This window comes from Mycobacterium sp. IS-1742 (assembly GCF_001500125.1).
Taxonomy (GTDB): Bacteria; Actinomycetota; Actinomycetes; order Mycobacteriales; family Mycobacteriaceae; genus Mycobacterium.
The window spans coordinates 1-13,050 of the sequence record NZ_LQIV01000043.1 but is presented as its reverse complement, the minus strand read 5'-3'; the positions used below and the strand labels follow the sequence as shown (position 1 = coordinate 13,050).

Genomic DNA, 13,050 nt, shown 5'->3' with positions numbered 1-13,050 from the left:
GGGCCATGGCCAAGCTCGACTTCGACGCGCTCAACTCCACCATCCGGTATCTGATGTTCTCGGTGTTCTCGGTACGGCCGGGGGAACTCGGGTACGACGAGCAGGCGCGCGCGGCGATCGTCGACGAGACCGCCACCTTCCTCAAACAACAGGAGGAACGCGGGGTCGTGGTCCGTGGGCTCTACGACATCGCGGGGATGCGGGCCGACGCCGACTTCATGATCTGGACCCACGCCGACAACGTCGAGGCGCTGCAGGCCACCTACTCGGACTTCCGCCGCGCCACCGCGCTGGGCCGGGCCAGCACACCGGTCTGGAGCAACGTCGCGCTACACCGCCCGGCGGAGTTCAACAAGAGCCACATCCCGGCCTTCCTCGCGGGGGAGGAGCCGGGCAACTACATCTGTGTGTACCCGTTCGTCCGGTCGCTGGAGTGGTACCTGCTGCCCGACGACGAGCGCCGTCGCATGCTGTCCGAGCACGGGATGGCCGCGCGCGGATACAAGGACGTCCGCGCCAACACGGTGCCGGCGTTCGCACTGGGCGACTACGAGTGGATCCTCGCCTTCGAGGCGCCCGAACTCCACCGCATCGTGGACCTGATGCGCGATCTGCGGGCGACCGATGCACGGCGCCACGTCCGCGAGGAGACCCCGTTCTTCACGGGCCCGCGGGTCGGTGTCGAGGAACTGGTCACGCGGCTGCCCTGAGCCGTCGCCCCGGGCGGGTGGTTGCTTTCGCAATTAGCTTCGACGGCCCCTGGCCCGGCTTGCTAGCCTCGCCTCACGTGCGTCACGGTCGGGGGGATCCGGCGCACTACGTCGAGCGGTGTGGGGGCGCGAGTGCCGAGCGTGCGTGCCAGACCCCGAGAAGCGACCGTCATCGCCGCGTCCGGCGCGGGCGCGGCGCTGCTGACGATCTGGCTGATCGGTGGGTTCCCGGGGGCGAAGGCGGCCGACAACGTCGGCGTCGCGGTGTTCGCCGGATATGCGGTGGTGTGCGCCGTGCTCGCCGCCCGCGCGTCGACCGGACGGTTCCGTAACGTCTGGATCTGCTTCGCGATCGCCTTCGGCGGCTGGACCGTGGGTGAGATCGTGTTCGGCTATCAGGATCTGGTGCTGGGCCACACGGCGTTCCCATCACTCGCCGACATCGGGTTCCTGCTGTGCCCGATCTTCAGCTGTCTGGCGCTGATGCAGTGGCCCAGCAGAACCGCGGGGCACTCCCGGGTGCGCCTGCTGCTCGACGGGCTGATCTTCGCGTTGTCGCTGTTCCTGCTCGCCTGGGTGCTCGTGCTGCGCAATGTGTACGAGAGCTTCCGCGAGGACAAGGTCGCGGTCAGCCTCGCGCTGGCCTACCCGCTCCTCGACGTGGTGGTGCTCGCCGTCGCGGGGTTCGTCCTGGTCCGCGCCGGTCCCTGGCGGCGGCTGCCGTTGTTGCTGCTCACCGCCTCCGCCGCGCTGCTCACCGTGTCCGACATCGCCTTCGCCTGGCTGACCGCGCAGGGCACCTACGCCGCCGTCTTCCCCATCGACGTGGGCTGGGTGGCCGGCACCGTGCTCTTCGGCGCGGCCGCCCTCCTGAGCCGGGGCGTGCCGCCCACCCCCGACACCGTCCCCCCGCTTCCCACCAGCATCTCGCTCTGGTTGCCCTACCTGCCCCTGCTGGTCGGGGGCACCGTCGCGACGGTGGTCGTGCTGGACGGTGTCCTGCGCGCCATCGTGATCGTCGTGATCGTCGCCATCTGCCTGCGCCAGTTCCTCGCCTCGTGGGAGAACCGCAGGCTCATGCGGATGGTCGCCGACCTCGCGCTGCGCGATCCCCTGACGGGCCTGGCGAATCTCGCGCTGTTCAACGACCGGTTGGCCCACGCCGTGCAACTGCGGGAGCGCGACCCCCGCGCCGTCGCGGTGCTCTCACTGGATCTCAACGACTTCAAGGTCGTCAACGACAGCCTCGGCCACTCGGCGGGCAACGCGATGCTCGTCCAGGTCGCCGACCGCCTGGTCGCGTGCGTCCGGCCCGGTGACACGGTGGCGCGCGTCGGGGGTGACGAGTTCGCGGTCCTCATCGAGGACCGGGTGGACCACTCCCTCGAGATCGCCCACCGCATCGTCGAATCCTTCGACACCCCGTTCAGCATCGACGGCGAGAGCCTGCTGATGCGGCCCAGCGTCGGCCTGGCCGTCGCCGCACCGGACGACGACCCCGATCCGTCGGGCGAGCAGCTGTTCAAACGGGCCGACGCGGCGATGTACGCCGCCAAGCGGTCCCGCACGGTCGGCGTGCACGTGTACACCCCCGAGATGACGCTGGTGTACCCGGAGCAGCCGGGACTGGTCCGGGTGGCCGACGCCTGCGTGCGGGGCCGCGGTGTGGCGGCGGTCCAGATGCTGGGCGAACTGCGCCAGGCCATCGACCGCCGCGAGTTGAGCGTGGTCTACCAGCCGCAGTACCACCTCGCCACCTCGCAGCTGGCGGGCCTGGAGGCGTTGGTGCGGTGGCCGCACCCCGTCCGAGGCACACTCGCCCCGGGCGACTTCCTGCCGATGGTGCGCAGCCACGGCATGATGGGGGCGCTCACCGACCTGGTGGTCGACAAGGCGCTCGACGACGCCGCGGAATGGGCGGCCGGCGGGACGCCCGTGCCTGTGGCGGTCAACCTCTTCGCGGCGACCGTCGCCGACACCGACCTGCCGGACAAGATCGCCTCGGCACTCGACGCGCGCGGGCTCCCGCCCGCCGCGCTGACCATCGAGCTCACCGAGGATCTGATCCTGCCCGACGTCAAACGGACCTGCGCGGTGCTGCGTGAACTGCGCAGCCATGGTGTCCGCGTCGCCATCGACGACTTCGGCAGCGGCTATTCGGCCCTGAGCTATCTGCGGGAACTGCCGATCGACGAGGTCAAGCTCGACCGCCGGTTCATCGGCCCGGTCATCTGGGACCCGAGAGCCGGCGAGGTGGTCCGTGCCGTCGTCAACCTGGCGCAGACGCTCGGACTGACGACGGTGGCGGAGGGCGTCGAGAACGCGGAGACCGCCGAGCGCCTGCGTGCCTACCGCTGCGATGTCGCCCAGGGCTTCTTCTACAGCCCGCCGTTGAGCCGGCCCGGCGTCGCGGCGTTGCTGCGCACGGAGACTATTCGCCCGCCGGCACCAGTCGCAGTGAAATGGAATTGATGCAGTACCGCTGATCGGTCGGCGTCGGGTAACCCTCGCCTTCGAAGACGTGGCCCAGGTGGCTGTGGCAGTTCGCGCACACCACCTCGACCCGTCGCATCCCGAGCGAGTCGTCGGGCCGCAGGATGACCGCGTCGGAGTCGGCGGGGTCGAAGAAAGACGGCCAGCCGCAATGGGATTCGAACTTCTCGCTGCTGCGGAAGAGTTGGGCGCCGCAGGCCCGGCACTGGTAGACACCCTCGGTCTTGGTGTCGGTGTACTCACCGGTGAACGGCCGCTCGGTACCGGCCCGGCGCAGCACCGCGAACTCCTCGGGGCTGAGCTTGCGGCGCCACTCGTCGTCGGTCAATTGCACCTTCGGGGCAGACATGACCCCAAGCTACCCTCGAGCCGTCACGCCGTCGGCGCGGCCCGCTTGACCTGCGGCGCACCCTCGGCGGGGTCGGTGAGCCACGGCGGGTCGATACCCCGGTCGAGGCGGCCGTCGGCCTTGGCGTCGAGGTAGCGGAAGTACAGCACGGCGAACACCACGACCAGCATCAGCGACCAGCCGTAGGTCACCTTCATGTACTCGAGGAACCGGCCGGTGGTGGGCCACCGCCACATCAGCCACTTGTCCATCGTCATGAAGCCGTACACCGCCAGCCACGCCGGCCAGTTGCGCAGCACCGAGTTGGGCAGCACCACCGTCATCAGGAACGGGAACAACATCATCGAGTAGTAGGCCTGCCCCAGCGACAGCACCAGGAACGACGCCGTCAGCAGCACACCCGAGGACGTCAGCAACCAGAAGCGCGGATCCCGGGTGCGGTAGAAGCGGTACAGCAGTACCAGGCTGCCGATCGTGAGCGCCAGGAACAGGATTCGGAGCGCAAGGATCAGCAGGGGCGGCAGACCGTAGTAGATGCCGTTGCCCTCGATCGAGCTGTTGAAGTAGTCCCGGGTGCCCATGATGTAGGGCAGCGTGCGGGTGACGAAGTTCATCGGGTCGGTCAGCAGTGGCCACGCGGCGAGGTTGAACACCAGCGGCACCGCCGCCGCCGTGACGAGCGGCCGCCACTGGCGGTTGAGCAGCGGCAGCAACAACAGCGGCGCCAGTGACGGTTTCACCACCAGCGCCAAGCCGATCGCCACACCGGCCCACCACTGGTGGCCGCGCTTACCGTCGAGCAGCCAGCGGAAGAACAGCACCTCGGCCAGCAGCATGAAGCCGTTGATGTTGGTGAAAACGAGTGTGTTGGTGACCGATTCGGTGCAGTACATCGCAAGCACCAGCGCGGGCGCCGCCACCGAGGCCAGCGTGTAGTCGAACAGTCGCAGCAGGAAGTACGCGGCGAGGAGGGTGGCGAGGCTGTTGAGCGTGAAGTACCAGTTGCGCGCCGCGAACTCCGGCAGGAAACCGAACGGCGCCAGCAGCAGGGTCCCGCCCGGGGGGTAGAGGTAGTGCGGGTCGACGTGGTCGAAGTGCTCGTTGTAGATGTCCAGGCCCAGGCGCATGTTCGACACCGCGCGGTAGACCGGCCCGAAGTCGTCGGTGATGTAGCCGTTGGTCGCCAGGACGTACGTGCGGTGGATGACCGTCATGATCGCCAACGGCCACAACACGTTGCGCAGGACCGTCGCCACGTCCGGAGGCGAGGTGCGCGGCCGGAAGGTGCTCATGAGGCCGGTGCGTAGAGAGTCTGCTGCCGCCACGAGCGAACCGTACACCGGCGGCGCGCCGCCGAGACGTCAGGCCGGACAGTACGTGTCGGTCGCCGGCGGGGCACCGGTGTCGACGTAGCCCACCAGCGGTGCCAGCGCGCAGGGGGAGTAGACGCTCGCCCCGTGGCCGATGCCCTGCCACATGACGCGCTTGTTGGACGCGCCGGCGTTGAGGATGGTCGCGGCGACCGCGGCGACGCCTTCGTTGCCGACGATGGGGTCGTTCTGCACCCCGAGCAGCAACACGGGCACCGGGAGGTCCTTGGGTTCGGCCGGGGCCGATCCGCTCGGCCAGTTGAGGCAGGTGACCAGGTCGAGCGCGCCGACGACGCCGAACTGCGGATACTGCTTGCCCCAGGCGACCACCAGTTCGCGCACCCGGTCGGGCGTCGGGCGGTTCAGCGCGTCGCTGCAGGAGTTGACGAACTGACCGTCGGTCTGGCGCAGCCCCTCGGCGTCGGCGATCAGCGCGGTGAGCCGGGCGGTGTCACCGGACCGGGCACCGGCCAGCGCCGCGCCGAGATCGTTGGTCGAGGCGACACCGTCGCCCTTCGGGAACGCCAGCGCGGTGCTGATCGCCTCGGCCACCGCGGCCACCGACGCCCCGCCCGGTCCGTCACCCGACCGCGCCGCCGACAGCAGCCCGTCCACGACACCCTTCGGGTCGGGGGCGGCCGGACAGCCGACGGCCACGCACTGGGCCGCCCACGCGTCGAGCGCGGCCTGTTCACCCTTGACGCGCTGCTCGGCGGCGGCCTCGGCGCCGATCGCCAGCGGCAGCGGCGAGTCGAGCGCCAACCGGGCCACCTTGTTGGGGTGCGATCCGGCATAGGCCAGCGCCACCTGGGCGCCGTTGCCGATCCCCAGCAGTGCCAGCGCGGGCACGTCCCAGGTGCTGCGCAACCGCTCGAGGTCTTCGGCGGCGTGGGCGTTGTCGTATGCCGAGTCGCCGGGGGCGATGGTGTCGGTGCAGCTGGTCGTCGCCGTCATCGTGATGGCGCCGAGGTTGGCGACCGGATCGTCGCCGTAGGCGAACTGGGCCTGCTCGATCATCTCCTGGCGGTCGTACAGGTCGCGGCACTCCAACGCCCCGGACATCCCGATACCGCGACGGTCGACGGCGACGATCGGGTGCTTGTCGAGCAGGGCCTGCGAGCGCGCCAGCCACACCGGCAGCTGCGCCGACGACGGCAGGTCGGAGCCGGTCGTCATCACCACCGGCCCGGCGTCGGCCGGTGTGCGCGCAGAGGTGGCCCGCACGACACCGATGGTGACCGTGCCGGTCGCGCCGTCGATCGGGTCGAGGTCGGCGTCGTAGGTGGCGCAGTCCAGCGTCACGTCGGGCACGGGGTCGACGGCCGCGTCGCCGAACACCTCGTCGGTGCACTCCCGCCACGACAGATCGTTCTTGGGCTTCTCGACCGGGGGCGGTCCGGCCTGCTGCTGGGTGGGCTGGGGCTGACCCTGCGGCCGCGCTCCGTCGTCGGTGGCGAACCGCGGGTTGGCCGCCAGGCCGGGGGCACAGCCGGCCAGCACCAGCGCGACCGTCGACAGGCTCACGGCCCGGAGCAGCAGGGGGTGCCGACGCATGCTGACCACAGTAGCGAGGGGGTCACCGGCTCCGGACGTACCGGCAGTACAGATAGCCGTCGTCGTCGGCGAGGACGTGGCTGCGGCGCAGCGGCGTGCGGACCTGACCCGGGCCGGTCACGATCCGCTGCGCCTCGCCGCCGACGAGCACCGGCGCGACCGTGACACACAGTTCGTCGAGCAGGTCGGCGGCGGTGAACAGGCCGAGGACGCCGGGGCCGCCTTCGGTGAGCACGCGCAACAACCCCCGCCGCGCGAGGACGTCGAGTGCGGTGGCCGGGTCCACCGAGTCGGGTTCGGAACCCGAGGCGTCGACGACCTCGGCGAGGCCGGCGAACCGCTCACGCGCCGTGCCGGCCGTGCGCGCGCTGGTCAGCAGGATCGGCGCCACGTCGGTGCGGTGGAAGAACTTGGCGTCGCGGTCCAGGTCGGCCGAGCGGGTGAGCACCGCGATGGGCGGGATCTCGCTCTGACCGCGGGCGGCCCGGTCCTGGCGCGCGGCGGCGCTGAGGTGGGCGCCGGAGTAGTCCTCCGTGCGGACCGTGGCGGCGCCGACGACGATCACGTCGGCCGCTTGGCGCATCCTGGCGAACAGTGCCCGGTCGCCGGCCGCGCCGAGGCCTCCCGACCTGCCCGCGACCGTGGCGCCGCCGTCCACGCTGGCGATCATGTTGCCGCGCACCCAGCAGCGCCGCAGGTCGTCGGGGTAGGCGTAGAAGTCGCCGATCCGGTCGTCGCCGACCGCCTCGACAGGTCCCAGCACTGTGAACTGTGTCCCAGCCGTGGCCTCGGGCATAGGAACGATTGCAGCACGTCGCTACGCTGCTTCGCATGCCTGGGTCCAGTGGTGCGCCGAATCGACCGGACCATCTCGTCGACCGCCATCCCAGCGTCACCCCGGAACGTCTCGTCGCCCAGTTGGTGCCGCCGCCGACGTTCACCCACGTCAGCTTCGACAACTACCGCCCCGATCCGGCCGAACCCTCACAGGCCGCGGCCGTCGACGCGTGCCGCGCGTTCTGCGCCGACGCCGTGGCGCGGCGCGCGGGCAAGAAGAAGCTGTTCGGCAAGCGTGAGGTGTTGCCGGGTGTCGGGGTGTACCTCGACGGCGGATTCGGGGTGGGCAAGACGCACCTGCTCGCCTCGTCGTACTACCAGTTGCCCGAACCGAAAGCGTTCGCGACGTTCGGGGAGCTGACCCAGCTGGCCGGGGTGTTCGGGTTCGTCGAGAGCGTGGAACTGCTCAGCGACTACGTCGTGGTGTGCATCGACGAGTTCGAACTCGACGATCCGGGCAACACGACGCTGATCTCGCGGCTGCTGTCACAGCTCGTCGAGCGGGGCGTGTCCATCGCGGCGACGTCGAACACCCTGCCCGAGCAGTTGGGGGAGGGCCGGTTCGCCGCGCAGGACTTCCTGCGGGAGATCCACACGCTCGCCTCGATCTTCACGACCGTGCGGATCGAGGGTCCGGACTACCGGCACCGCGACCTGCCGCCGGCGCCCGAGCCGCCCACCGACGCGGAGGTCACCGACCGTGCCGCGGGCACGGCGGGGGCCACCCTCGACGACTTCGATGCGTTGTGCAAGCACCTGGCGACCATGCATCCCTCGCGGTACCTGTCGCTGATCGAGGGCGTCACGCAGGTGTTCATCACCGGTGTGCACCCGCTCGACGATCAGAGCGTCGCGCTGCGCCTGGTGTCCCTGACCGACCGGCTCTACGACGCGGGCATCCCGGTGGTGGCCTCGGGCTCGAAACTGGACACCATCTTCAGCGAGGAGATGCTGGCCGGGGGGTTCCGCAAGAAGTACCTGCGGGCGACGTCGCGGCTGCTGGCGCTGACCGCGGCCGGACAGGAGGCGCGGGAGTCCTAGGCGTTGTCGGAGTCTCAGGCGTTCCCGAGCGGGCACACCATCACGAAGTCGTTCTCGACGCCCGCGCCGAGGCGGAACGTCTTCGTGCCCGTGACGGCGAAACCGTGTTTGGCGTAGAACCTCTGGGCCCGCCGGTTCTCCTGGTTGACGCCCAGCCACACGCAGCGGTACCCGGTCCGACGGGCCAGGGTGAGCGCCTCGTCCATCAGCGCCGACGAGGCGCCGGAGCCGTGGCTGTCGGGTAGGACGTACATCTTCGACACTTCGATCGCCGGGCGCGGGGACACCGCGCGCTGAACGTCATCATCATCGGGCACGCCGCGAATCAGCATGGCGTAGCCCACCATTCGCCCATCGGTGCGGGCGGCGAGCACGACGCGGTCCGGATCGGTGAGGTAGTCGGCGAACCGGTGCTGCGAGAGGTTCTCGGCGACGAACGCCGCGATGTTCTCCGCGGTCACCGACTCCGGACACGCCAGCGGGAAGGTGCGGGCCGCGACGTCGGCGAGTTCGGGCAGGTCGGCGTGGGTGGCCGGGAAGATCTGCGGGCCTAGATGTTCCACTGCGCGAGGTGCTCGCCGGTGATCTTGTCGATCAGCACGACGTTGGACACCAGATCGCGGTAGCAGTCCCACCACACGCCGCCGCTGACCGTCGAACCGGCCGGGGCGTTGGTGAGCGCGGCCTGCAGGGCGTCGGGTGCGTCGGTGTTGCGGGGTTCGTAGGCGTCGCCGGTCGGGGTGACGCCGCGGAACTGGAACGTGATGGCCATCGCGTAGGGCACCGGCACCCTGACCGGCTGGACCACGACGTTGGCGCGGTACACCTGGTTGCGCGGCGGGCGCGGCGGATATCCGAAGCCCGGCGGGATCGGCGACGGTTCGACGCTGAGGACCGTCACGTCGGCGACCAGGCCCTTGAAGTCCACGCGAAGCGGTTGACCGATGCGGCCGATGGGCGATCCCACCGCGCCGGCGGGCGCCGCGGTCAGCCCGGCCGCGACGATCAGGGCGGTCAGCAGCAACAGAAGCCGGCGCATGGTTTCCCTCCCTAGGTGTGCATCGCATGATGGCACACCGCGCCGGGGCGCCACAGTCGATCCGGGTCAGCGGGCCTCCAGCCGAAGCAGCGCCGCCTTGGCGGCCGGCCCGCCGACGTACTGGCCGGCCGTGCCGTCGGAGCGCACCACCCGGTGGCAGGGGATCACCACCGGCAGCGGATTGTGGGCGCACGCACTGCCGACGGCGCGCACCGCCTTCGGGTTCCCGACGGCGGCGGCCACCGCCGCGTAGCTGGCGCGCCGGCCGTAGCCGATGGCGCGCAGCTGTTCGACCACGGTGCGGCGGAACCCGTCGGCGAGGCGCAGGTCCACCGGCACGTCGAAGGTGGTGCGCCGCCCGGCGAAGTACTCGTCGAGCTGCCGCGCCACGGTGTCGAGCCGCTGCGGCGCCCGCAGGACGCGCGGGCTGATCCTGGCCGCGAGGGTCCCCAGCACCGCGGCGTGGTCCTCGATGTCGTAGGCCACCCGCACCAGGCCGGCGGGGGTGGCGGCCACCAGCAGCGTGCCGACCGGGGTGTCGACGGTCCGGTAGGCGACGTCGAGGAGTCCCGCGCGCTCGGCGTCGGCGCTCAGCGTGGCGCGCAGCCGGGCCAGCGTCGTCTCGTCGGTCGCATCGTCGGTCGGGGCGGCGAACATGTCGGCGGTCATCGGTGGGCCTCCTCGCGGTAGATCGAGCGCAGTGTCCGGAGGCCGTCCGCGCAGGCGCGGCGAGCGGCGTCGGGGGAGTTGCCGAGCAGTCCGGCGATCTCGGCGAACGGCAGGCCGGCGATGTGGTGATAGGCGACGGCCTGGCGTTGCTTGGCCGGCAGGGAGGCCAGCGCGGCCCACAGGTCGGGGTGTCGGTCGGCGGGGTCGCCGTGGCCGGACGCGCGGTCGGGAACGGTGTCGGTCGGCACCGCCCGGCGGGAGTTGGCGCGGCCGACGTCGAGCGCGCGCCGGTGCGCGATCGTCACCAGCCACGCTTCGACGTTGGCGCCGGCGGGCAGGTCCGGGTAGGCGCGCAGCGCGGACAGAAACGTCTCCGACCACGCGTCTTCGGCGTCGACGGGTCCGACGACGGCGCGGCACACCCGCAATACGGTGGACCCGTGTTCGGCCACCACATCCTCGAACGGTCGCATCCTCACATCTTGTAGACGCCGCGGCGCGCGGTGATGTGAGATCAGTCCTTCCCGGTGATCGAGTCGAGCAGGCCGATGAGGTCGGTCTGCGCGCGCTGCCGGTCGACGCCGAGCCGGTGCAGCGGTCCGTCGGCGTCCTCGGACTCGAGCAGCGCCAGCAGCAGATGTTCGGTGCCGATGTAGTTGTGCCCGAGTCGCAGCGCCTCGCGGAAGGTCAGCTCGAGCGCCTTCTTGGCGGGGCCGCTGAAGGGGACGAGGTCCAGGGCCGGACCGTCGGTGGACGGCGTCAGGGCCACCGCCGCCCGGACGTCCTCGGGCGTCAGGCCCTGAGCGGTGAGCAACGCGACTCCCAGTGACTCGGTGTCGACGAGCATGCCGAGCAGCAGATGGCCGGGCGTGATCTCGGCGTGGCGGGCGTTTCGGGCGGCGTCCTGGGCGTGCACCACCGCCGCGCGAGCGCGGGGCGTGAAGCGGGCGAATCCCTGGTTCGGATCGAGGGCTTCGGTGTCCGCCTTGGGGACGAACCGTTTCTGCGCCGCCTGTTTGGTCACACCCATGCACTTGCCGATGTCGGTCCACGACGCGCCGGAGCGGCGGGCCTGGTCGACGAAGTGCCCGATCAGGTGGTCGGCGACCTCGCCGAGGGCCTCCGCGGCCAGGACCGCGTCGGTGAGTTGGTCGAGTGGTTCGTCGTGGACGGTCTTGATGGCTTCGATGAGGTCGTCGAGGCGGACGGGGTGAGCGATGGGATCGGCCATGCGTCAACTGTAGGTTGACGCTTTATGCGCGTCAACCATCGGTTGACGACTCACCGGCGGGTTTAGCTGCGGACGTATCCGCGGCGCACCGCACGCTCGAGAATCCCCAGGGTTGCGCGCAGCGCTGCCTCGGAGATGACCGGGAAGATGCCCGCCTCACGCCACTTGTCGTCGATCTGCGACCAGTCGTAGAAGGAGGTGACGACGGTGCCATCGGCGGTGGGTTCCAGTGCGTAGCCGTAGACGTGCCCGATCTGCGGGCGGATCTGCCCGAGGATCGTCCAGGCGATGCGCCGGTTGGGCTCGAACTCGCGGATCTCCACCGTCACCTCGTATCTCCCCATCGGGAAGTCGTTGAGCGCTTCGCGGTCCATGTGGACGACGAAGGTGTCGCCGACCGCCGAGACCGGTTGGCCGTCCGCGCCCTGGAGCATCCCCGAGGAGTCGATCGCCACGTGTCCCTGCGGGTCGCAGAGCACTTCGAAGATCACCTCCGGCGAGGCGGGGATCATGCGCTGGACTTCGATGCGTTCGGTCATGGGCACGATGGTGTCAGCAGCGCCATACCCGAGGTCGGGTTTCTGGTGGTTTGCCGAAGGGTACGCGAATTACCATGACGAACCTTCACGAACTGCCGACCGGCGGTCATCGCCCGCCCGGTCTGCGACGCTCGGTAGCGTTCATCCACGAAAACGCCGACAGCGACATCGGGCTTGCCGAGATCGCGGCGGCGGCGAACCTCACCCCGCGGGCGGTGCAGTACATGTACCGCAGGCACCTCGGGGTGACGCCGCTCGAGTACCTCCGGCGCGTCCGCCTCGACCTCGCGCACCGCGATCTTCAAGCCGCCGACCCCGCCGTCGACACCGTCAACTCGATCGCCGGCCGGTGGGGCTTCTCGCATGCGGGCCGTTTCAGCGTCGCGTACCGACGCATGTACGGGACCCAACCGAGCGCGACACTGCGCACCACCGATCAATCCCGCGACCGCCAGCGCTACGCATAACGAAGGCTTCGCGAAGCGAAGATCGGACGCCGGCCGGCATCGTCGTCGAAAAATGGCCCGGCAGAGCAACTTCGGCTAACCCTGACGGCATTTCCCGCCAGGTGTAACGCCGCATGATCATGGTACGACAGTCCCTACGCGACGGTCCGTCGCTGATATCGTGCCTGGACCACGATCAAGATCGGGATGCGGATCCCGCCGGAGGAAAGGGAGGCCGATGGTGGGACGTGTCGATGCTCTCGGACGCAAGACCACGAAACTGGCTGTCGTCGGGGCGGGTGCGCTCGCGCTGGCGGGCGCCGTACTCGCGTTCGGCGCGGGCAGCGCGAACGCCGACGTGGTGGACATCGGCGGTAAGCCGAACCCGGTCTTCGACGCCAACCCGGCGGCCGAGGGCGGCGTTCGCACAAGCGGCAAGGGTGTCGCGAACGCCGGACCCTCGGACGTGCGCCGGTCACGCAAGGGTGCGCCGCTGGCCCCCTCGGGCGGTGAGGTGAAGGACAGCATCCGCGCCGTGCCCCCGATCACCGGCGGTATCGGGACGTACATCCGGACGGGGCCGGCGCGCAACGGGCCGGGCATGTCCGGTTGGTGATCTGACGAGAAACGCCGCTGCGCAACCGCGCAGCGGCGTTTTCGTCGTGCGGGGGGGGGGGGGGGGGGGGACCCGCGGGGAGCGGGGGCCGGGGGGGTGGGGCACCCGGGGCGGGGCGCCCGCAGGAGCCCCCCGGGCCCGGGGGGGGGGGCCGGG

At 70.5% G+C, this 13,050-nt stretch carries 14 protein-coding genes and 1 pseudogene; 5 read left to right on the top strand and 10 right to left on the bottom strand.

Annotated features, from left to right (window positions below):
* Positions 1-5: 5 nt before the first annotated feature.
* The gene (hemQ, locus tag AU196_RS21895) at positions 6-710 is read left to right on the top strand and encodes a hydrogen peroxide-dependent heme synthase (protein WP_059097187.1); all 705 of its coding nucleotides are present in this window, start codon (positions 6-8) and stop codon (positions 708-710) included.
* Between the two features lie 141 nt (positions 711-851).
* The gene (locus tag AU196_RS21890) at positions 852-3,182 is read left to right on the top strand and encodes a putative bifunctional diguanylate cyclase/phosphodiesterase (RefSeq protein ID WP_059097376.1); all 2,331 of its coding nucleotides are present in this window, start codon (positions 852-854) and stop codon (positions 3,180-3,182) included.
* Here the strand turns inward: AU196_RS21890 and msrB are convergent.
* The 4 genes from msrB to AU196_RS21870 are packed head-to-tail and all read right to left on the bottom strand — an operon-like array spanning position 3,142 to position 7,272.
* A complete protein-coding gene (gene msrB / locus AU196_RS21885) occupies positions 3,142-3,552 on the bottom strand; it encodes a peptide-methionine (R)-S-oxide reductase MsrB (protein ID WP_059097186.1) in 411 nt (136 codons plus the stop codon). The two genes, AU196_RS21890 and msrB, sit on opposite strands and share 41 nt — an antisense overlap.
* A 23-nt stretch (positions 3,553-3,575) precedes the next feature.
* On the bottom strand, positions 3,576-4,892 hold the full coding sequence (aftC, locus tag AU196_RS21880) for an arabinofuranan 3-O-arabinosyltransferase (RefSeq protein ID WP_059097185.1): 1,317 nt from the start codon (positions 4,890-4,892) through the stop codon (positions 3,576-3,578).
* A 21-nt stretch (positions 4,893-4,913) separates the two neighbouring features.
* Complete coding sequence (locus tag AU196_RS21875; RefSeq protein ID WP_059097375.1) at positions 4,914-6,476, bottom strand: alpha/beta hydrolase; 1,563 nt, start codon at positions 6,474-6,476, stop codon at positions 4,914-4,916.
* Between the two features lie 22 nt (positions 6,477-6,498).
* A complete protein-coding gene (locus tag AU196_RS21870) occupies positions 6,499-7,272 on the bottom strand; it encodes a pyrimidine reductase family protein (RefSeq protein WP_059097184.1) in 774 nt (257 codons plus the stop codon).
* Here AU196_RS21870 and zapE point away from each other — a divergent pair.
* Positions 7,271-8,354 (top strand): annotated as a pseudogene (gene zapE / locus AU196_RS21865) (cell division protein ZapE). The gene AU196_RS21870 and the pseudogene zapE overlap by 2 nt on opposite strands.
* Positions 8,355-8,368: 14 nt before the next feature.
* Here zapE and AU196_RS21860 read toward each other — a convergent pair.
* The 6 genes from AU196_RS21860 to AU196_RS21835 form a co-directional block, all read right to left on the bottom strand.
* Complete coding sequence (locus AU196_RS21860; protein WP_059097182.1) at positions 8,369-8,917, bottom strand: GNAT family N-acetyltransferase; 549 nt, start codon at positions 8,915-8,917, stop codon at positions 8,369-8,371.
* Positions 8,905-9,393, bottom strand: coding sequence for a hypothetical protein (locus AU196_RS21855; protein WP_059097181.1), 489 nt, complete (start codon positions 9,391-9,393; stop codon positions 8,905-8,907). Before AU196_RS21855 ends, AU196_RS21860 begins: the two co-directional genes overlap by 13 nt.
* A gap of 66 nt (positions 9,394-9,459) precedes the next feature.
* Entirely contained in the window at positions 9,460-10,062 is a 603-nt protein-coding gene (locus AU196_RS21850; RefSeq protein WP_059097180.1) for a methylated-DNA--[protein]-cysteine S-methyltransferase, read from the bottom strand.
* Positions 10,059-10,535, bottom strand: coding sequence for an RNA polymerase sigma factor (locus AU196_RS21845; protein WP_059097374.1), 477 nt, complete (start codon positions 10,533-10,535; stop codon positions 10,059-10,061). Before AU196_RS21845 ends, AU196_RS21850 begins: the two co-directional genes overlap by 4 nt.
* Before the next feature lie 41 nt (positions 10,536-10,576).
* Positions 10,577-11,293: a Clp protease N-terminal domain-containing protein gene (locus AU196_RS21840; RefSeq protein ID WP_059097179.1), complete on the bottom strand. Its 717-nt coding sequence runs from the start codon at positions 11,291-11,293 to the stop codon at positions 10,577-10,579.
* 62 nt (positions 11,294-11,355) lie between these two features.
* Positions 11,356-11,832: an SRPBCC family protein gene (locus tag AU196_RS21835; RefSeq protein WP_059097178.1), complete on the bottom strand. Its 477-nt coding sequence runs from the start codon at positions 11,830-11,832 to the stop codon at positions 11,356-11,358.
* A gap of 74 nt (positions 11,833-11,906) precedes the next feature.
* Between AU196_RS21835 and AU196_RS21830 the strand changes: the two genes are divergently transcribed.
* Both AU196_RS21830 and AU196_RS21825 read left to right on the top strand, forming a co-directional pair.
* The gene (locus AU196_RS21830; RefSeq protein ID WP_059097177.1) at positions 11,907-12,299 is read left to right on the top strand and encodes a helix-turn-helix transcriptional regulator; all 393 of its coding nucleotides are present in this window, start codon (positions 11,907-11,909) and stop codon (positions 12,297-12,299) included.
* A 217-nt stretch (positions 12,300-12,516) separates the two neighbouring features.
* Entirely contained in the window at positions 12,517-12,894 is a 378-nt protein-coding gene (locus tag AU196_RS21825) for a hypothetical protein (protein ID WP_059097176.1), read from the top strand.
* Positions 12,895-13,050: the final 156 nt, after the last annotated feature.